The organism is Aeromonas sp. QDB11, from assembly GCF_027705265.1.
Taxonomy (GTDB): domain Bacteria; phylum Pseudomonadota; class Gammaproteobacteria; order Enterobacterales; family Aeromonadaceae; genus Aeromonas; species Aeromonas allosaccharophila.
Map to the genome: position 1 here is coordinate 131,500 of NZ_JAPDBM010000001.1, position 20,042 is coordinate 151,541.

18 protein-coding genes are annotated in these 20,042 nt (G+C 62.1%); 5 read left to right on the forward strand and 13 right to left on the reverse strand.

Annotated features, from left to right (window positions below; genetic code table 11):
- Nucleotides 1-45 precede the first annotated feature (45 nt).
- The 4 genes from ilvD to ilvG all read right to left on the reverse strand — a co-directional run bounded on the left by ilvD (nt 46) and on the right by ilvG (nt 4,912).
- A complete protein-coding gene (gene ilvD / locus OKC40_RS00640) occupies nt 46-1,887 on the reverse strand; it encodes a dihydroxy-acid dehydratase (RefSeq protein ID WP_234664094.1) in 1,842 nt (613 codons plus the stop codon).
- A gap of 146 nt (nt 1,888-2,033) precedes the next feature.
- On the reverse strand, nt 2,034-2,978 hold the full coding sequence (locus tag OKC40_RS00645; RefSeq protein WP_270793818.1) for a branched-chain amino acid transaminase: 945 nt from the start codon (nt 2,976-2,978) through the stop codon (nt 2,034-2,036).
- Nucleotides 2,979-2,990: 12 nt separating this feature from the next.
- Complete coding sequence (ilvM, locus tag OKC40_RS00650) at nt 2,991-3,269, reverse strand: acetolactate synthase 2 small subunit (RefSeq protein ID WP_270793819.1); 279 nt, start codon at nt 3,267-3,269, stop codon at nt 2,991-2,993.
- Nucleotides 3,266-4,912, reverse strand: a complete 1,647-nt coding sequence (ilvG, locus tag OKC40_RS00655; protein WP_270793820.1) for an acetolactate synthase 2 catalytic subunit — start codon at nt 4,910-4,912, stop codon at nt 3,266-3,268. The genes ilvM and ilvG overlap by 4 nt, the downstream gene beginning before the upstream one ends.
- Before the next feature lie 384 nt (nt 4,913-5,296).
- Between ilvG and OKC40_RS00660 the strand changes: the two genes are divergently transcribed.
- The 3 genes from OKC40_RS00660 (at nt 5,297) to OKC40_RS00670 (ending at nt 8,819) form a co-directional block, all read left to right on the forward strand.
- Complete coding sequence (locus tag OKC40_RS00660) at nt 5,297-6,811, forward strand: YifB family Mg chelatase-like AAA ATPase (RefSeq protein ID WP_270793821.1); 1,515 nt, start codon at nt 5,297-5,299, stop codon at nt 6,809-6,811.
- A gap of 127 nt (nt 6,812-6,938) precedes the next feature.
- On the forward strand, nt 6,939-7,838 hold the full coding sequence (locus OKC40_RS00665; protein ID WP_139409837.1) for an acyltransferase: 900 nt from the start codon (nt 6,939-6,941) through the stop codon (nt 7,836-7,838).
- A 6-nt stretch (nt 7,839-7,844) separates the two neighbouring features.
- Nucleotides 7,845-8,819: an acyltransferase gene (locus OKC40_RS00670; protein WP_270793822.1), complete on the forward strand. Its 975-nt coding sequence runs from the start codon at nt 7,845-7,847 to the stop codon at nt 8,817-8,819.
- Here OKC40_RS00670 and OKC40_RS00675 read toward each other — a convergent pair.
- Both OKC40_RS00675 and OKC40_RS00680 read right to left on the reverse strand, forming a co-directional pair.
- Nucleotides 8,735-9,247: a DUF523 domain-containing protein gene (locus OKC40_RS00675; protein ID WP_270793823.1), complete on the reverse strand. Its 513-nt coding sequence runs from the start codon at nt 9,245-9,247 to the stop codon at nt 8,735-8,737. The genes OKC40_RS00670 and OKC40_RS00675 overlap by 85 nt on opposite strands.
- On the reverse strand, nt 9,244-9,894 hold the full coding sequence (locus OKC40_RS00680) for an NUDIX hydrolase (protein WP_270793824.1): 651 nt from the start codon (nt 9,892-9,894) through the stop codon (nt 9,244-9,246). Before OKC40_RS00680 ends, OKC40_RS00675 begins: the two co-directional genes overlap by 4 nt.
- Before the next feature lie 74 nt (nt 9,895-9,968).
- On the opposite strand from OKC40_RS00680, the gene OKC40_RS00685 reads away from it, so the two are divergent.
- Entirely contained in the window at nt 9,969-10,604 is a 636-nt protein-coding gene (locus OKC40_RS00685; protein ID WP_270793825.1) for a nicotinamidase, read from the forward strand.
- A 201-nt stretch (nt 10,605-10,805) separates the two neighbouring features.
- Complete coding sequence (pncB, locus tag OKC40_RS00690; protein ID WP_270793826.1) at nt 10,806-11,984, forward strand: nicotinate phosphoribosyltransferase; 1,179 nt, start codon at nt 10,806-10,808, stop codon at nt 11,982-11,984.
- A 72-nt stretch (nt 11,985-12,056) separates the two neighbouring features.
- Here the strand turns inward: pncB and OKC40_RS00695 are convergent, their stop codons facing one another.
- The 7 genes from OKC40_RS00695 to OKC40_RS00725 form a co-directional block, all read right to left on the reverse strand.
- On the reverse strand, nt 12,057-12,665 hold the full coding sequence (locus tag OKC40_RS00695; RefSeq protein ID WP_042655883.1) for a thiol:disulfide interchange protein DsbA/DsbL: 609 nt from the start codon (nt 12,663-12,665) through the stop codon (nt 12,057-12,059).
- Nucleotides 12,666-12,802: 137 nt separating this feature from the next.
- The gene (locus OKC40_RS00700) at nt 12,803-13,792 is read right to left on the reverse strand and encodes a serine/threonine protein kinase (RefSeq protein WP_270793827.1); all 990 of its coding nucleotides are present in this window, start codon (nt 13,790-13,792) and stop codon (nt 12,803-12,805) included.
- A 103-nt stretch (nt 13,793-13,895) separates the two neighbouring features.
- A complete protein-coding gene (gene ccoG, locus OKC40_RS00705) occupies nt 13,896-15,347 on the reverse strand; it encodes a cytochrome c oxidase accessory protein CcoG (protein WP_270793828.1) in 1,452 nt (483 codons plus the stop codon).
- Nucleotides 15,348-15,502: 155 nt separating this feature from the next.
- On the reverse strand, nt 15,503-15,766 hold the full coding sequence (locus OKC40_RS00710) for a YihD family protein (protein ID WP_042062469.1): 264 nt from the start codon (nt 15,764-15,766) through the stop codon (nt 15,503-15,505).
- A gap of 31 nt (nt 15,767-15,797) precedes the next feature.
- Nucleotides 15,798-16,952 (reverse strand): GGDEF domain-containing protein, encoded by a 1,155-nt coding sequence (locus OKC40_RS00715; protein ID WP_197928404.1) that lies wholly within the window; start codon nt 16,950-16,952, stop codon nt 15,798-15,800.
- A gap of 127 nt (nt 16,953-17,079) precedes the next feature.
- Complete coding sequence (gene cueR, locus OKC40_RS00720) at nt 17,080-17,469, reverse strand: Cu(I)-responsive transcriptional regulator (protein WP_270793829.1); 390 nt, start codon at nt 17,467-17,469, stop codon at nt 17,080-17,082.
- Nucleotides 17,470-19,899, reverse strand: a complete 2,430-nt coding sequence (locus OKC40_RS00725) for a heavy metal translocating P-type ATPase (RefSeq protein ID WP_270793830.1) — start codon at nt 19,897-19,899, stop codon at nt 17,470-17,472. It abuts the gene before it with no gap.
- Nucleotides 19,900-20,042 lie beyond the last annotated feature (143 nt).

Sequence of the window (20,042 nt, forward strand, 5' to 3'; positions counted from 1 at the left end):
CGACCAATCGGGTCGATTGCTCATATTTCATATTGGAATTCATCTTTATTCCCCCAGCATCGAACGATCACGCACCGCACCTTTATCGGCGCTGGTGGCAAACATGGCGTAGGCGCGCAGGGCAAAGGAGACCTGACGCTGACGATCGAGCGGCTTCCAGCCACGAGCCTCGACGGCAACGCGGCGGGCGGCCAGCACGCTGTCGGCCACCTCCAGCACCATGCTGCGGGCCGGGATATTGATACTGATGATGTCGCCATCCTCCACCAGACCTATTGTGCCGCCGGAAGCGGCCTCCGGCGAGACGTGACCGATGGAGAGACCCGAGGTACCGCCGGAGAAACGGCCGTCGGTAATCAGGGCGCACGCCTTGCCGAGGCCCATGGATTTCAGATAGGTGGTGGGGTAGAGCATCTCCTGCATGCCCGGGCCCCCTTTCGGCCCTTCGTAGCGGATCACCACCACCTCGCCCGCTTTCACTGTGCCGTCCAGAATGCCGCTCACCGCGCTCTCCTGGCTCTCGAACACCCGGGCCGGGCCACGGAAGGTGAGGTTCTCCTCATCCACCCCGGCGGTCTTGACGATAGCGCCGTTGAGCGCGAGATTGCCGGAGAGCACGGCGAGGCCGCCCTCCTGGCTGTAGGCATTTTCCAGCGAACGGATGCACCCTTCGGCACGGTCCAGATCCAGCTCCGGCCAACGGCAATCCTGACTGAACGCCTTGGTGGTGCGAATACCGGCTGGCCCGGCGCGGTAGAAGTCCACTACCTCCTGACTCGGCTGGCGGCTGACATCATACTCATTGAGCTGTTCGACGAGGGAGCAACCCAGCACAGTGCGGGTATCGCCATGCACCAGACCCGCTTTTTCCAGCTGACCCAGAATCGCTACCACGCCGCCGGCGCGGTGCACATCTTCCATATGATACTTCTGGGTAGAGGGCGCCACCTTGCACAGCTGCGGCACCTTGCGGGACATGCGGTCGATATCGGCCATGGTGAAGTCGACACCCGCCTCCTGCGCCGCCGCCAACAGGTGCAGCACGGTATTGGTGGAACCGCCCATGGCGATATCGAGCGCCATGGCGTTCTCGAACGCCGCCTTGGTGGCGATATTGCGCGGCAGGGCTGTCTCGTCATCCTGCTCATACCAGCGCTTGGCGAGCGTCACGATACGCTGACCCGCCAGCTTGAATAGCTGCTCGCGGTCGCTGTGGGTCGCCAGCATGGAGCCGTTGCCCGGCTGGGAGAGGCCGAGCGCCTCGGTCAGGCAGTTCATGGAGTTGGCGGTAAACATGCCGGAACAGGAGCCGCAGGTGGGGCAGGCGCTGCGCTCCACCTGTTCGCTCTGGGCATCGGAGACCTTGGGGTCGGCCCCCTGGATCATGGCATCCACCAGATCCAGCTTGATGATCTGATCGGAGAGCTTGGTCTTGCCTGCTTCCATCGGGCCGCCGGAGACGAAGATCACCGGGATGTTGATGCGTAGGGCGGCCATCAGCATCCCCGGGGTGATCTTGTCGCAGTTGGAGATGCAGACCATGGCATCGGCGCAGTGGGCGTTGACCATGTACTCCACCGAGTCGGCGATCAGCTCCCGCGATGGCAGCGAATAGAGCATGCCGCCGTGGCCCATGGCGATGCCGTCATCCACCGCGATGGTGTTGAACTCCTTGGCCACGCCGCCGGCGGCTTCGATCTCCCGCGCCACCAGCTGACCCAGATCCTTGAGGTGGACGTGGCCCGGCACAAACTGGGTGAAGGAGTTGACCACGGCGATGATGGGTTTGCCGAAATCCTGATCGGTCATTCCGGTGGCGCGCCACAGGGCGCGGGCCCCGGCCATGTTACGTCCGTGGGTGGTGGTGGCGGATCTCAACTTCGGCATTGTCTCTACTCCCTGAATGCCCAGCGGGCTCATTATCTTTGGAAATGAAAAAGTGACTCTCGGATCGGGAATCGATCCTGGTGAGGGCACCGCGCAGTGCCCTCACCGGAAGCGACTCGGGGAGGCATAGCGCCTCCCCTCTCTCATCAGTCGTTGACTGGGGTCAACCAGCCCCACTTGTCCTCGGTCTGGCCGTTGAACAGGCCGAAGAAGGCGTTTTGCAGCTGCTCGGTCACCGGGCCACGGCTGCCAGCGCCCACCTTCATTCGATCGACGGAGCGCACCGGGGTCACTTCGGCGGCGGTGCCGGTCATGAAGATCTCGTCCGCCACATAAAGGGCTTCGCGGGGCAGCGCCTGCTCGCGCACCTCGTAACCGAGATCACGGGCCAGCGTCATGATGGTGTCACGGGTGATGCCGGGCAGGATGGCGGCAGTAGCGGGCGGGGTAAACAGCACGCCGTTCTTCACCAGGAACAGGTTCTCCCCCGCCCCTTCGCTCAGGTAGCCGTTCACATCCAGCGCCAGCCCCTCGGCAAAGCCGTTGCGCTTGGCCTCCCGGCTGATCAGCTGGGAAGACAAATAGTTGCCGCCCGCCTTGGCGCCGGTGGGAATGGTGTTGGGCGCGAGCCGGTTCCAGGAGGTGACGCAGACATCCACCCCGTTTTTCAGCCCCTCTTCCCCCAGATAGGCGCCCCACGGCAGGGCGGCTACCATCAGGTCGGCCTTGGCATCCAGCGGCGGATGTAGCCCCAGCCCCACGTTGCCGACAAAGGCCAGCGGGCGCAGGTAGCCACTCTTCAGGCCGTTCTCGCGCACCACGGTGCGGCAGGCTTCATTCACTTCGGCCTCGCTGTAGGGAACGTCCATCCAGTAGATCTTGGCGGAGTCGAACAGGCGGCGGGTATGCTCCTGCAGACGGAAGATGCAGGTGCCTTTGGGGGTATCGTAGGCGCGCACACCCTCGAACACCGAGGAGCCGTAGTGCAGGGCGTGACTCATGACGTGCACCTGGGCATCTTGCCAGGGCACCAGTGTGCCGTTGAACCAGATGTACTTGGGTTGAGAGGCGGATTGGGAAGGCTGTGACATTGGCTTGGCTCCTTAAGCTCTGATCCGGGGTTGCTGTTCCAGTGCATCGACCCGGGAAACGTCAACCAGCTTCACCAGCTGGCTCCACAACTGCTGGATGGGACGCACCGACTCGACAGTAACCGTGATCCGCAGCTGTTGGCAATCCTGCTCCATGTTGAGGGCGCAGAGAGCGAAGCCGCGGTGGCGCACCACCCGCAGCACCCGCTCCATCACTTCGGGTCTGGGCTGGGCGTGGATATGCAGGGTGTGTTGTGCAAATACTGGCTGGGCAAGGGTGTGCGGGTTCATGGGCGTTGCTCCATCATCTTGTGGTTGGCGACTCCCGGTGGAACCAGGGGCCAGACGTTTTCTTCCTCTGAAATAGCCACATGCAGCAGATAGGCACTCTCGCTTGCCAGCAGGCGATCGAGGGCACCGGCTATCTGCTCCTTGCATGTGATGGTCTCACCCGGAATGCCGAAAGCGGCAGCCAGGGCGACGAAATCGGGGTTGTCGGAGAGGATGGTCTCGCTGTAGCGGCCGTCGAAGAACAGCTCCTGCCACTGGCGCACCATGCCGAGGCGCTGGTTATCCAGCAGCACCATCTTCACCTTGAGCTGGGCACGGCGGATGGTACCGAGCTCCTGCACGTTCATCATGAAGGAGCCGTCGCCGCTCACCAGCACCACTTCATCCTGCGGGCGCGACATCTTGGCGCCGATGGCGGCGGGCAGGCCGAAACCCATGGTGCCGAGACCGGCGCTGGAGAGGTGGTTGCGCGGGCTGGTGAAGCGCATGTGCTGGGCCACCCACATCTGGTGCTGACCGACGTCGCAGGCCACCACGCTGGTCTCCGGCAACCGGGCGGAGAGCTGCTTGAGCAGGGCCGGAGCGTAGATGGCCTGACCCGGATGGTCGTAGCGAAAGGCATATTCGCGGGCCATGGCGGCGCAGTGTTCACGCCAGGGGTCGATGTCGAGACTCATGGCGAGGGCGGGCAACACCCGCTTGAGATCCGTGGTGATCCCTACCTCGGCAGCGCGGCGCTTGCCGAACTCGGCGGCGTCCACATCGAGATGGATTACCTTGGCCTCGGGGGCGAACTCCTCCAGCTTGCCGGTCACCCGATCATCGAAACGGGCGCCCACCACCAGCAGCAAATCGCACTGCTGCACCGCGTAATTGGCGGCCTTGGTGCCATGCATGCCGAGCATGCCCAGATAAACGGGGCTGTCGGGGTCGAGTGCACCGATCCCCTTGAGGGTAGTGACCGCAGGCATGCCGGTGACGGCAGCAAAATCGCGCAATTGCTGCTCTGCGTTGGCCATGCCCACCCCGCCGCCGACGTAGAGCACCGGACGCTCGGCAGCAGCCAACAGGGTACGGGCTGCGGCCAACTCAGAGGGGTTGAGCGCTTCCGGCTCTTCCACCGCAAACAGCGGGCTCTGGGGCGGCACGGCAGTCAGCTGCACATCCTTGGGAAAATCGATCAGCACAGGGCCCGGACGCCCTTCGGAGGCGATGGCGAAGGCTTCTGCCAGCACGCGCCCCAGATCGGCGGCATCGGTCACCATGAAGGAGTGCTTGGTGCAGGAGAGGGACATGCCGAGCACGTCGACCTCCTGAAACGCATCGGTGCCGATGGCGGAACAGGGCACCTGACCACTAATGGCCACCAGCGGCACGGAATCGAGCAGCGCCTCCGCCAGACCGGTCACCAGATTGGTGGCGCCGGGGCCAGAGGTGGCGATACAGACCCCCACCTGACCGGAGGCGCGGGCATAACCGACCGCCGCCATGGCGGCGCCCTGCTCGTGGCGGCAGAGCTGATGGGCCAGACCACCGTCATACAGGGCATCGTAGACCGGCATGATGGCCCCGCCCGGGTAACCAAACACCTGGGTCACACCCTGTTTCTTGAGAGCCTGTACCAAAAACTGCGCGCCGTTCATGTGGAAAATCCTGTCCTTTGGTCGAAAAAAAACCCCCGAGCTGTGAGGCTCGGGGGTCGCTTGTTTCGTTCTGTCCGGTGGTGGGTCTATCCCTTGTTCCGTGCAGCTAAACGAGCCCCGAGCGGTGAGATAATAATCACCACTAGGACCACAATAATGCTGACGAAACGGGAGGCCATGTTCATAGTTACAACCGGAAATCCTGTGAAATTGGGGCGGTTTCAACCGCGAATGGCTATTAGAACTAGCACGGTGATTTTTATTGGGCAAGCCTTTTTTATGTGACAACCCACTGATTTTGGCTATTCCCCAGCCGGAACTCTGGAATAAAAAACCAACAACAAGCAGTTAGTCAGAACATATATCAACTCAAGGACGGGATTTATGTCATTAGCTGTGGTTTATAGCCGTGCCAGCCTCGGGATCGCGGCTCCGCAAGTTACAGTGGAAGTTCATCTCTCCAACGGCCTGCCCGCCTTCAACATGGTCGGCCTGCCGGAAACCTCGGTGAAGGAGTCACGGGATCGGGTGCGCAGCGCCCTGCTCAACGGCAACTTCGAGTTCCCGAGCAAACACATCACAGTCAATCTGGCCCCCGCCGATCTGCCCAAGGAGGGCGGTCGTTTCGATCTGGCCATCGCCATCGGCATTCTCGCCGCTTCCAAGCAAATACCGGCAAAATACCTGCTCAATCACGAATTTTTAGGGGAGTTGGCTCTGACCGGCGAGATCCGTCCCGTGCTTGGGGTGCTGCCCGCCGTGCTTGCCTGTCGCGATGCAGGGCGCACCCTGCTGGTACCGCGGGAGAACGGCCCAGAGGCCTCGCTGATCCAGGATGCCGAGGTGCGCACCGCCCACCAGCTGCTGGCCGTCACCGCCTGGCTGGCGGGACAATACGAGCTGCCGCTGCCGGATCCCCAAACCACGGATGCCCTGCCCGACGTGCCGGATCTGCAGGATGTGATCGGCCAGTCACAGGCCAAGCGGGCGCTGGAGATCGCCGCCGCCGGCAGCCACAACCTGCTGTTCATCGGCCCGCCCGGCACCGGCAAGAGCATGCTGGCCAGCCGCCTGCCCGGCATTCTGCCGCCACTCAGCGAGCAGGAGGCGCAGCAGACCGCCGCCATCCACTCCATCGGTGGCCTGACCCCGCGCGCCGGTCACTGGCACCACAGACCCTATCGCACGCCCCATCACAGTGCCTCCGCCGTGGCGCTGGTGGGCGGCGGCAGCCACCCGCGCCCCGGCGAAATATCGCTGGCTCACAATGGCGTGCTGTTTCTCGACGAACTGCCCGAATTCGAGCGCAAGGTACTCGACTCTCTGCGCGAACCGCTGGAGACGGGCCACATCACCATCAGCCGGGCCGCCCGTCAGGTGGATTTCCCCGCCCGATTCCAGCTGATCGGCGCCATGAACCCCAGCCCCTGCGGCCACTATGGCGACGGCCAGACCCGCTCCAGCCCGGATCAGATCCTGCGCTACCTCGGCAAGCTCTCCGGCCCCTTTCTCGACCGCTTCGACCTCACGGTGGAGGTGCCGCTGCTGCCCAAGGGGAGCCTCACCGGCAAAGCGGAGCGGGGGGAGTCGAGCCAGCAGATCCGCGATCGGGTGCTGGCGGCGCGGGAGCGGATGCTGAGCCGCAATGGCAAGCTCAACAATCTGCTGGATAGTCGTGAAATCGAAGATATTTGCCGATTATCGCCGCAAGATGCCGAGTTTCTGGAGAACGCCATCCAGAAGCTGGGACTCAGTATCCGGGCCTGGCACCGCATTTTGCGGGTGTCGCGCACCATCGCCGATCTGGCGGGGCAACCGGCCATCGGCAAGGAGCATCTGATCGAGGCACTCGGTTATCGCGCCATGGATCGGCTACTGTCGCGGCTGCGCAGCAGCTGATAGAGGGGAAAGGGTGAGTCCGGCACTGTGACGGCTCTTAATGGTCTCACGGGCCAGCGGCTGATATTATGGCCACAGATCTGACCACTTGATGGCCCTTTATCGACAGCAAGACGGACCCGAACTCATGCCCAACAAGCTGACAGAGCGACTGCGCGGCAGCCTCTCCACCCTGCTCTATTTTTTCAACACCCTCTTCTGGTTTATCCCCATCTTCTTGCTGGGTCTGCTCAAGCTGCCGTTACCGCTTAAAGGGTGGCGAACCCTCTGCAATGCCCTGCTGGATGGCTGTGCCAGCTGCTGGATCGGTTTCAACAATCTGATCCAGAAAACCATCATCAAAACCCCTTTCGAGGTGGTCGGAGTGGACAAAGGGCGCCGGAATGAGTGGTATATGGTGATTGCCAACCATCAATCCTGGGTCGACATACTGGTATTGCAGCGGGTTTTTAACCAAAAAATCCCCTTCCTGAAGTTTTTTCTCAAGAAAGAGCTGATTTGGGTGCCTTTTCTCGGTCTGGCCTGGTGGGCACTCGACTTCCCCTTCATGCGGCGATATTCCAGAAAATTTCTGGAAAAACACCCGCATCTGAAGGGAAAAGACATTGAAACGACCCGTAAGGCCTGCGCCAGGTTCCGCCACATTCCGGTGAGTGTGATGAACTTCGTCGAAGGCACCCGCTTCACCGGCAGCAAGCATCAGAAGCAGGGCTCGCCCTATCGTCATCTGCTGCTCCCGAAAGCGGGGGGCATCGCCTTCACCCTGGCCGCCATGGGTGATCAGTTGCATCAACTGGTGGATGTCACCATCGCCTATCCGGACGGCATTCCCAGTTACTGGGATTTCATGTGCGGCCGGGTCGGGCAAATCAAGGTTCAGGTCCGCTATTTGCCGATCGACCGCAAGCTGGTGGGGGATTACTTCAATGACCCCGACTTCCAACAAGAGTTTCAACAGTGGTTGAACGGGATCTGGCACGAGAAGGACCAGACCCTGAGCCAACTGCTGGCAACCAAGGCGCAGTAAACATCCATGCTATCCCTGCTTCCCGGCCCGCTGGTGCTGATCATCAGCGCGGGCCTGACCATCCTGTTCACCGCCTTGTGCGCCAGCCTGATCCTGCTGGTATCGCTGGCCAAACTGCTGCTGCCTGTTCCGGCTTTTGGCAGCGCCTGCAGCCGCCTCAACAACCGCTTTATGCGTCTGTGGCTCGCCTGCAATGCGCTGGTGATCCGTCTCACGATGCGCATCGACTGGCAGATCGAAGATAAGACCCGACTGCGCAAGGATGGTTGGTATCTCATCATCAGCAACCACATGAGCTGGACCGATATCGTGGTGCTGGGTCATCTGTTCCGGGACCGGCTGCCGGTGCCCAAGTTCTTCATGAAGCACGAGCTGATCTACATCCCGCTGCTGGGGCTCGCCTGCTGGGGGCTCGACATGCCCTTTATGCGCCGCTATTCACGGGAATTCCTGCTGCGCAACCCGCACCTACGCGGCAAGGATATCGAAACCACCCGCAATGCCTGCGAGAAGTTTCGCCACATCCCCACCACCGTCATCAACTTCGTGGAAGGGACCCGCTTCACCGAGCAAAAAAGGGATGCGGCCCGTTCCCGCTACCGCCATCTGATGCCGCCCAAGGCGGCGGGGCTGGCCTTTACGCTGGCCGCCATGGGGGAGCAGTTTGACAGCCTGATCAACGTCACCATCCGCTATCCGAACAACGCAGAGACCCCGTTCAAGGACTTCCTGATGGGGCGGGTAAAGCGCATTCAGGTGCGGATCGAGGAGCTGCCGGTGGATGAGGCGCTGGTGGGTGACTATTTCAATGACAAGCAGTTCAAGCGCGGTTTTCAGGAGTGGCTAAACCAGCGCTGGCAGGAGAAAGACGAGGTGCTGGAGGAGTGGCAGAACAGTCAGGCGCCGCTGCCGGTTGCTGCCGAAGAGATATCCAGCAAAGAGGCTTCTAAAGAGAGCGCAGAGGCCAGCTCGACCAGCTGAACTTCGGAAAAGACCGCAATCCCGTGGCGGCGCAGCAGGGCGGTGGTCTTGCCCTCGCCCGCCACTGAGACACCCTCGAAGCGGCCGTTATAGATACGGCCGCTGCCGCAAGAAGGGCTCCCCTCTTTCAGCAGCGCGAAGCGAATGCCCTGCGCCTGACAGATCGCCAGCGCCAGCTCGGCGCCGCGATCAAACTCTTCAGTCACATCCACTCCGCTCGCCGTTACCACCCGCTCGCCCTGCCGCTCGGCAGGAGGGCGCGGGGTCGGCAAGCCGCCCGCCACTTCCGGACAGAAGGCCAGCGCCCGCCCTTCGGCACCCAGCTCGCTCAGCCAGTCGCTGACAATCCCCTTGCTCTGGCCATCGTAACGCACTGGCTGGCCCAACAGGCAGGCGCTGACCAGCACACGAACGGGATTGGTACTCACGCTTCCGCTCCGTGCATCACCTGATCGAACATCACGCAGCAGGGGCTCTCCAGCCGGTAGAGGATGGCGGGGCGCTGTTTGCCGGTACGCTTGCGGCCGGTATCTACCAGAATATCGGCACGATGGATCCGCTTGCGAAACGCCGCCGTATTCATGGGGGTTTGCAGGATGATTTCGAAGGCACGCTGCACCTCGGAGAGGGTGAACTCGGGCCCCAGCAGATGCAACGGCAGGGTGCTGTAGCGACTCTTGATCCGCAGCCGCTCCAACCCCTTGGCGATGAGCTGGACATGGTCGAAGGCGAGGCTCAGCCCCGGCAGATTGGAGAACGGATGCCAGCAGCCGTGGGTCACTTCCACTTCCGGATCGACCAGGCAGAGATAGACCAGGGTAGTGGACCAGCCGCGGGGATCCCGCTCCAGATTGCCGAGGGTGCAGACCTGCTCGCTGTAGCAGTGGCCGAGCCCCCACTCCGCCAGCAGGCGGCGCTGGGCGGCGTCCAGATCCCGATCCAGTGCCTCGTCGATACGCAAACCGGGTAGCTGCCAACAGTGGGCAAAGGGGGGGCGATCGCGGGTCTCGAGCAGCAGCTCGAGCCGCTCGTCATGCAACCGCAGCACCACCATATCCAGACTCATTCTCAGCATGCCGATCGCCCTGCTCGCCTTCCATTAATGTTTGGTAGATAATATCACACGAATAGTATGTGCAGGAGCCAATCATGGGAACCGTCGCCAGCCTGGATATTGATGCGCAGAAGGGCTTTACCCCCCTCTGCCCGAACGAACTGCCCGTCGCGGGCGGTGATGATATTGTGGCTGCGCTCAACGCTCAGGCCACCCTCGCCACGCTGCGGATCGGCAGCAAGGACGCCCACCCCGCCAATGCCGACTGGGCCGTCTCTGACCCTGCCGGTATGCTGCTGCCGCTGGATCTGCCGAACGCCGACCTCACCTGGTCGGTGCACTGCGTGCCGGGCAGCAAGGGCTTCGAGCTGCTCGACGGCCTGCCCGCCCCCATCGACTATGACTTCTTCGTCTGGAAGGGGGTCGAACCGGATCTGCACCCTTACGGCGCCTGTTATCACGATCTGGCCGAACGGCGCAGCACCGGACTCATCGAATTCCTGCAAGCCCGCAAGGTCGACACCGTACTGGTCGGCGGCCTCGCCACCGACTACTGTGTCAAAACCAGCGTGCTGCAACTGTGCCGCGCCGGTTTCCGGGTGATCGTCCATCTCGATGCCTGCCGTGGCATCGCGCCCGAGACGGTTGCCAGCGCCCACACCCAGATGATCGAGGCTGGCGCCGAACTGGCCCAGACCCTGATCGATGTACAACGCCTGCTGGACGCCTGATATGCCCCCAATCCTCACCAGCCTGTCCGATAGCGGCGCCTGCAATCTACATATGCGACAGGGGAGTGCCATCGCGCTCGCCAGCCTGCAGGGAGCCTGATATGCCACCCATACTCACCAGCCTGCTCGACACCGATGCCTGCACGTTACACATGCGGCAGGGGTGCACCATCGTGCTCACCAGTCTGCGAGGAGCCTGATATGCCTCCAATCCTCACCAGCCTGCTCGACACCGATGCCTACAAGTTGCATATGCAGCAGGCGGTGTTCCATCGCTATCCGGATGCCGAGGTGGTGGCCGAGTTTCACAGCCGCAATGAAGAGGATCTGCTGCCCATGATGGGGCAGATCGAGGAGCAGCTGCGCCTCGCCGGATCCCTGCGACTGACCAAGCCCGAGCTCGATTTTCTGGCCGAGCGCCCCTTCTTCACCCCTGACTACCTTGACCACCTGCGCCGCAAGCCGCTCGATGCCTCTCTGCTCAAGGTGTTCGAGCAGGATGGCCGCATCAATGTGCGGGTCGAGGGGCCCTGGCAGGATGTGATCCTGTGGGAGATCCCGGTGCTCGCCATCATCAGCGAGATGCGCAACCGCTTCCGCTACCCCCAGTTCGGTATCAGCCATGCGCTGGAGCGGCTCGATCAGAAGATCGACAAGCTGGAGCAGGAGCTGAGCCCGGAGGAGATGAACGAGTTCAACCTCATCGACTTCGGCACCCGCCGCCGCTTCTCCCACGCGGTGCAGGATGCCGTGGTGGGTCGCCTCAAGGAGCGGCTGCCAGCGTTTCGCGGCACCAGCAACTACATGCTGGCCCAGAAGTACAAGCTGCCCGCTGTCGGCACCCAGGCCCACGAGTGGTTCCAGGCGCACCAGCAGCTCGGCTTCCCGCTGGAGCACAGCCAGCGCGCCGCCCTCACCAGCTGGCTGGACGAGTTTACCGACCATCTCGGCATCGCCCTGACCGACTGCATCACCATGGATGCCTTCCTGCGGGACTTCGACTTCGAGCTGGCCAGCAGCTATCAGGGCTTGCGCCACGACTCCGGCGATCCCGTGGTGTGGGGCGAGAAGGCAATCAGCCATTATCAGCGGCTCGGCATCGACCCCACCGACAAGACCCTGGTCTTCTCAGACGGGCTCAACCTCGACAAGGCGGTGCAGCTGTTCCGTCACTTCCGTGGCCGCATCAACACCAGCTTCGGCATCGGCACCAAGCTCACCTGCGATCTGCCCGGTGTCAGCCCGATGAACATCGTCTTCAAGCTGATGGAGTGCAACGGCGGCCCGGTCGCCAAGATCTCCGACAGCCCGGGCAAGACCCTCTGCCGGGATGCGGAGTTTATCCGCAACCTCAAGCAGGCGTTCCACGTCGGGGTCTGATCTTTCCGAGCACCAGAAAACAAAAAGCCCGCCGGTTCGCACCGGCGGGCTTTTTTATCGACTCAAGGGGTATCAGTCCTTCTTGGCCAGCAGGAACTGCACCAGCTGGTTGAACTGCTCTTGAGAGGTGATGGATTCAATCTTCACCATGTACTTGCCGTTCACCAGGAAGGCCGGTACACCGCGAATGTTGTAGCTCTCGGTATTGCGATCGAACTGGGAGACCATGCCGGAGACGGCGAAGCTGTCGACGGCACCGTCGAACTCTTCAGCCGGTACGCCGTTGTCCACGAAGATCTGCTTCACCTCGTCACGGCTCATCGGCGGCTGACGCTGGGTGTGGATCTTGGTGAAGATGGCCGGGGTCAGCTTGGCTTCGGCGTTGAGCAGGCTGGCAACGGCATAGGCACGCTGCATCTCGGGGCCCATTTCGCGGCCGAGGAAGGCAACCGGGTTCTTCTTCAGGGTGACGCCTTTCGGCAGACCAGCTTGCAGTTGCTCAACGATCGGTTCGAAGGTGGCGCAGTGCGGGCAGTAGTAGGAGAAGAACTCCATCACTTCCGGCTGGGCACTGCCAGTCTGTTTGACCACATCGTAGTTGACGCCTTCCTTGAACTCGGGGGCGGCGTGAACCATGGGGATCATCAGCATGGCAGCAAGGAAAAATAGAACTTTTTTCATGATGTTTCCTGTTAAGGGATCACTGTGAGGCACGCCCGGCGAACCGAAGCAGTGCCAAGCCTATTGTTTCGCCATGCTGACGTCAATGGTCAGGGCCGGAGATCGAGCCCCGCTTGCCACGCAAGATCCCTTCTATTTCACCAGTTTGGCATCAGGCTCAACGGTGGCGCCTTGAGCGCTTCCAGCTGATCGTGCAGGGTTGCTATCTGCTGACGCCAGTAGTGATCGGTATTGAACCAGGGGAAGTGACGGGGGAACGCGGGATCGTCCCAGCGCCGTGCCAGCCAGGCCATGTAGTGAACGATGCGCATCGCCCGCAGCGGCTCGATCAGCGCCAGTTCCCGCGAGTCGAACTCCATAAACTCCTCGTAGCCCGCCAGCAGGGTGTCGAGCTGGATCTGCTGCTCGTGGCGCTCGCCGCTGAGCATCATCCAGAGATCCTGAATCGCGGGGCCGGTGCGGCAATCATCGAGGTCGACAAACATGGGGCCATCACGCCACAGGATGTTGCCCGGGTGGCAGTCGCCATGCAGGGAGATCTGCGCCACATCGAGGGTCATGGCGTCACTGACATGCTTGATCAGCTCGTCGAGCACCCCGAAAAATTGCTTCGCCAACCCGCTCGGCAGCCATTCGCCGGACGCCAACAGCTGACGCGGCTCGTGCAGCATGCTATCCACGTCGAGGCGAACCCGATGGTGAAACGGCTTGCTGGCGCCGATCTGATGGATGCGGCCGAGGAAACGCCCCACCCACTCCAGCTGGTCGAGGTTATCCACCTCGAACTGGCGACCACCGACGCTCTGCCAGATGGCAAAGGGGTAACCCTCGTGCTCCAGCAGGGTCTCGCCCGCGAAGGCGAGCGGCGCGGCGACCGGGATCTCCGCCTCGGCGAGACGGGTGGCAAACTCGTGCTCCTCGAGGATCTGGGCCCGACTCCAGCGGCCGGGACGGTAGAACTTCACCACATAGCGGCGACGATCCTCATCCTGAAACTGGTAGACCCGGTTTTCGTAGCTGTTGAGCTCGATAAGACCGGAGTCGAGCCGCAGGCCGCTGAGATCGAGCGCATCCATGATGAGGTCGGGATTGAGGTCGGAATAGTTGAAACGCATGTCATCCACCATAAGAAAGGGGCGCCGTTGCGCCCCATTCTATCACTACTGACCGGCATTGCCGTGTTCGCTGGTGACCGGACGTGTGTCACGTCCGGCCCGCCGCCGCACTCAGTTACAACCGGCTGATAAACTTGCTGCCCTGACGCAGGTTGCCCTTGCTGTCATCGGGCGCCGCCCCCTCCCGTTTCAGCACGAACTGGATATCCAGCGTCGGCCGTTTCAGGTTGTAGGGGTCGACCGCCAGACTGACCGGCAAGGTATAGATCTCGCCCGCTTTCAGGGTCACTTCACGGGGGCCGAACCACTGATACTCGGGCAAGCCCTCCACATCCAGCTGGTAGGTCTGGGGCTGCAGGGTCTTGTTGAGGATCTTGAGGGTGTAGGTGTTCTCGATAAGCCCCTCGCTGTTTTCACGGAACAGCTGGTTGCGATCCCGCAGGATATCGAGCCCCATCGGCATGATGGACATGGCGTTGTAGACAAACACCCCCAGCATCACCGCCATCACCAGCCCGTAGCCAATCAGCTTGGGCCGCGCCACATGGGTGGAGTCGTTGGCCAGCTTGTGCTCGGTGGTGTAGCTGATGAGTCCTTTCGGATAGCCCATCCGATCCATGGTCTGGTCGCAGGCATCGACGCAGGCGCCGCAGTTGATGCACTCGTACTGCAGGCCATCGCGGATATCGATGCCGGTCGGACAGACCTGCACGCAGAGATCGCAGTCGATACAGTCACCCAACCCCAGCGCCTTGGGGTCCGCCTTGCGGGAACGGGCACCACGGGTTTCGCCGCGCTTGGTGTCATAACCGACGATGAAGGTGTCCTTGTCGAACATGGCGGACTGGAAGCGGGCATAGGGGCACATGTGGATACACATAATGGCGCGCATCCAGCCTGCGTTGCCATAGGTGATGATGGTAAAGAAGCTCACCCAGAACAACTCCCAGCCCCCCGCCTGCAAGGTGAAGAAGTCCGGAACCAGCTCAGTCACATCCTGGAAGTAGGCGACGAAGGTCAGACCGGTCACCAGCGAGATCGCCAGCCAGGCCAGATGCTTGGCCCCCTTGCGGGCCAGCTTCTCGCCGCTCCAGGGCGCCTCGTCCAGCTTGCGCCGCTTGTTGGCGGGCCCTTCCAGCTTCTCTTCAAACCAGATGAACATGAAGGTCCAGACCGTCTGCGGGCAGAGATAGCCGCACCAGACCCGGCCGAGGAAGGTGGTCACGAAGAAGAGGGCGAAGGCGGCAATCATGAAGAGCCAGGCGAGCAGGGTCAGATCCTGCGGCCAGATGGTGGCGCCAAAGATATGGAATTGCTGGTGACCGAGGTCGAACAGCACCGCCTGTCGCCCCTCGTAACGCAGCCAGGGCAGCAGCACGAAGAGGGCGACGAAGAACCAGCCCATCCCCTTGCGCACCCGCTGCCAATACCCTTTCTGGGCCCGCACATAGATGCGGTTGCCCGGGTTGAATCTGTCGTCGCTGGCTTTGAACGTATGGGGGTTGAAGGTCCCGGTTACGTCCTTGTCGGTGACGTCCTTGATATCGATTTTATCGTGGTCGGCCATTGCAAGACATCGCTCCCTTATTTGTTATGGAGCGGATTATATCTTAAACAGCATGCTAATTGTGTGGATTAGATGTATCTAATATTGGCGTTTGATCGCAATTTTCGGCAACAAAAAAGCGCATCACCCCAAGGTGATGCGCTTCCGCTAAAGATTCACTTGATTCCGCGGGCCTTGAGCAGTGCCTCTTTGAAATCGGGCACATGATCCTTGGCCAGACCGGGGATCATCGCCTGCTTGTCGGATTCCCGCATTTTGAGGTGATAGATCAGCATGTCGTCGGTCAACTCGGACAGAGAACCTTCAAATCCCGCTTCGTTGGCCAGTTTGGCAACAAACTGCACCAGGCTGAGATCCTGTTCCTTGATCCAGGCAGGCTGCAACAACTCCAGCAGCTCTTCGATACGATGACATTGCATAGACAACCTCTTTAAATCTGTCACGTTAAACTCAGGCAACCTTACCCATCAAGGCTACTTCGATTCGATCCCGCCCATTATGCTTGGCCTGATAGAGTGCCGCATCCGCTTTCTGGATCAAATCGGCGATTTTCATGCTGTTATCCGGTATCAGTGTCGCAACACCAAAACTACATGTGACCCGACCGGAGACCAGTGACTTCTGGTGCGGGATAGCCAGCTCCTTGAGCGCCTGCCGCACATTGTCCGCCACCTGCAACGCCCCCTGCATGCCGGTGCAGGGCAGCAGCAGGGCGAACTCCTCGCCCCCATAACGGGCCGCCAGATCGTCCTCGCGCCGCTCCACCTCGGCCAGCAACCCAGCCACCTGTTGCAAACAGTCATCCCCCAGCTGATGACCGTAGAGATCGTTGAACTGCTTGAAGTAATCCACATCCACCAGCACCAGCGACAACGGTGCGCGGGCGCGGTGACAGCGACGCCAGGCCCGCTCCAGCGAGTCGTCGAGGTGGGCGCGGTTGGCGATGCCGGTCAGGCCGTCGAGGCGGGAGGTGAGGCGCAAATGCTCGGAAACCACCTTCAGCTCGGCCACCAGTTCGGCGTTGGAGAAACGGTGGTGGAGCGAGGCGATCTGATCCCGCCGCATCCGCCGCAGCAGGGTCGGCAGAAAGACAAACAGATAGCCCGCCAGCATGCAGGAGACGATCCGCTCTTGCTCGTTGCCATTGCCCAGCTCGAACAGCATTGCCATGCCCAGCGGCAGGGCAGAACCATAGAGGGTGCGGCGGCTGCCAAACAGCATGATGGCGCTGCCGGTGAGAATGAGGCTGGCGAGCATCATCATGGCGGCCCGATAGGTATCGGGCAGCTTGTCCATGTAGAGCAGCACCCCCAGCGCCCAGATGATGGAGGTGATAGTCACGCCGATGAAAAGTTCGCGCTCCAGCACCGGCAGCGGTGTCTGGTGCAGGCGGGATCGGCGCCAGCGCAGGTGCCAGCCCCGGCCAAGCAGCCACAGGAAAGTCCCTGCCAGCCAGCCAAGCGCTTCGGTGGCGGGCAGATAGTCGTGAAACAGCAGACTCCAGCCAAATGCCAACACGCCCAAACAGGGGAGACTGAACGATGCGTGGGTATAGAGCTGAGCCATGATGGCCTGCTTAACCTGGCGTGTCACACTCTGGGTCAACTGAGTACTCCTGTACAAGAGCCGAGCAGTCTACCACTACCCCCTGACCAGCAACAATAAAGCACCGTTTATTAAGAAGTTAGTCAATCAACTGGGGCTTACTCTGCGCTGGAAGGTGAGCCCTTGCTCACCCCTTCTCCAGCTCATCGAGGATCGGGCATTCGGGATTCTCATCCCCGTGGCAGCAGCAGACCAGCCCTTCCAGCGAGCTGAGCATGGCCTGCAGACCGGCAATGCGGGCGCGCAGATCAACGATCTTCTCCTGCGCCAGCTTCTTCACCTGGGCGCTGGTTCTGTGCTCGTTGCGATAGAGCGCCAGCAGCTCCTGACACTCCTCCAGATTGAAACCGGTCTCCCGCGCCCGCTTGACGAAACGCAGCTCGCGCAGCGCGCCTTCCGTGTAGCTGCGGTAGCCGTTGTCGCTGCGTACCGGGGCGGTGATGAGGCCGATGCTCTCGTAGTAACGGATGGTCTTGGCGGTCAGCCCCGTGGCCTTGGCAACCTTGCTGATGTTCATTTATGCCTCCTTACTGATCGGGTTGGATGCTGGCCCGTGCGCCGCCCTGGGCTGCCAGCGTTTCAATAACAGGGAATTGCTCAAAACGGTAATGCTGCTCAGGGCCATGGCCGCCCCCGCCAGCTCGGGGCTGAGGTAGCCCAGCGCCGCCAGCGGAATGCCGATGATGTTGAACACGAAGGCCCAGAACAGATTCTGCTGGATGGTGCGCCAGGTTGCCGCCGAGATGTCGATGGCATCGGCCACCAGCCGCGGGTCTGATCGCATCAGGGTGATGGAGGCGGTCTCCATCGCCACATCGGAGCCGGAGCCCATGGCTATGCCGACATCCGCCGCCGCCAGTGCCGGGGCGTCGTTCACCCCGTCCCCCACCATGGCCACCAGCCCGCGAGTTTGCCCCCGCAGCGCCTCGACCTTCGCCACCTTGCCCGCTGGCAGCACGGAGTCAAACGCCCCGTCCAGCCCCAGCTTGGCGGCGATATGGGCCACCGGCGCCGGTGCATCGCCGCTCACCAGCCAGCTGGCGATACCGCGCTGACGCAGGGTGGCGATGGCTTCCGCACTCTCGGGGCGCAAGGTATCGGCCAGTGCGGCGATACCGGCGACCGCACCGTCGATGGCGACCCAGACCCGGGTCGCCCCATCGGCGGTTTGTTCATTCTGTTGCGGCGGTTCAATGCCGAGCTGGGTCAGCAGGGAGCCATTACCGATGGCGACTGTGTGACCCGCTACCTGACCGACAATACCGGCACCGACCCGCACCTCCACCGCCTCCGGCTGGGGCAGCACCACCTCTTTGTCGACCGCCTCGCGCATCGCCAGCGCCAGCGGGTGCTCACTCGCCTGCTGCAAGGCTGCGGCGAGGCGCAACTGCTCGCCGTTGCCGCTCCAGCTTGCCAGCACCGGCCGCCCCTGCGTCAGGGTGCCTGTCTTGTCGAAGATCAGCGCCTTGATGGCATGGGCCTTCTGCAGGGTATCGACATCCTTGATCAGAATGCCGTGGCGGGCCGCCACCCCGGTGCCGGTGACGATAGCGGCAGGTGTCGCCAGCCCCAGCGCGCAGGGACAAGCGATCACCAGCACCGCCACCGCTGCCAGCAGCGCCTGCGCGAAGTCATTGCTGATGGCGTACCACACCAGCAGGGTAAACAGGGCGATGGCCATCACCACCGGTACGAACACGGCGGAGACCTTGTCCACCAGTTGCTGCAACGGGGCCTTGCCCATCTGGGCACTCTCCACCAACGCGATGATCTTGCTGAGGCTGGAATCCTCCCCCACGGTAGTGGCTTCGATCTCCAGCACGCCGGAGCGGTTGATGGCACCGCCCAGTACCTTGTCGCCCTCACCACGCGGCACCGGCAGGCTCTCGCCGGTGAGGATCGACTCGTCCAGCTCGCTCTCGCCGCTCACGATTCTGCCATCCACCGGCACCCGCTCGCCCACCAGCACCCGCAGTCGATCACCGCGCAGCACCTCGTCGATGGCGACGCTCTGCCACGCTTCGCCACGCCAGACGGTAGCGGTTTCCGGCCGCAGCGCCATCAGTTCGCGAATGGCGGACTGGGTGCTGCGTCTGGCTCGTGCCTCCAGCAACTTGCCGAGGGAAATCAGGGTAATGATGATGGCACTCGCCTCGAAATAGAGCTGGCCGCTGGCAGCCATGCCCAGAGTCAGCAACAGATAGAGGCTGTAGAAGTAGGCGGCGCTGGTGCCGGTCGCCACCAGCACATCCATGTTGGCTGCGCGGTTCTTGATGGCGAGCCAGGCGCCACGATAGAAGCGGGCTCCAATCCAGAACTGCACCGGGGTGGCGAGCAGCAGCTCCAGCCAGGCGGGCAGATGCCAGGGGAACAGTCCCGCCATGGCCAGCATCCCCACCAGCAGCGGCAAAGTGAGCAAAGCCGAGACGATGACCCGGGTCTGCGCCTTACGGGCAGTGGCGGCCTCCTGCGCTTCGCGCTCCAGCAACTGCTGGCGGCGGCCGCTGGCCGAGCTCTGCGCCAGTTTGGCGCCAAAGCCGAGCGCTTCTATATGTTCACGCAGGGCGGCGGGGCTCTGGGCGCCCGGCACCAGCACGATACGGGCCTGCTCGATGGAGAAGTTGACCTCGGCGGAGATGACGCCCGGCAGTGCCGCCAGCATCTTGTTCAGCCGAGCCGAGCAACCGGCACAGGTCATGCCGGTGATTTGAAACTGGATGGTCTCGCTGCCGTAGTCGTAACCCTGACTCTTGATACTGTCGAGCACCACAGGCAGGCGATCGGGGCTGGCCAGCTCAATGGCCGCCTGCTCCAGCGCGAAGTTGACGGTGGCCGATACCCCGTCGAGTTTGTTGAGGCTGGCCGCGATGCGGCTGGCGCAGTTAGCGCAGCTCATGCCACTGAGCGGCAATTGCAGATGAATGAGGTGTTGCTGTTGAGTCGTCATGCTGTTCCTCCCGGGAACCCGTCGGCACCACGAAACGCCGACCGGCAAACCCTAACCTTTACTGTAAGGGCAAGCTCAAGCAGTTCACACCCGCTTTTTAAAACAGTGTTGGAAAACGCGGATAAAAAATGGCGCCACCCTCG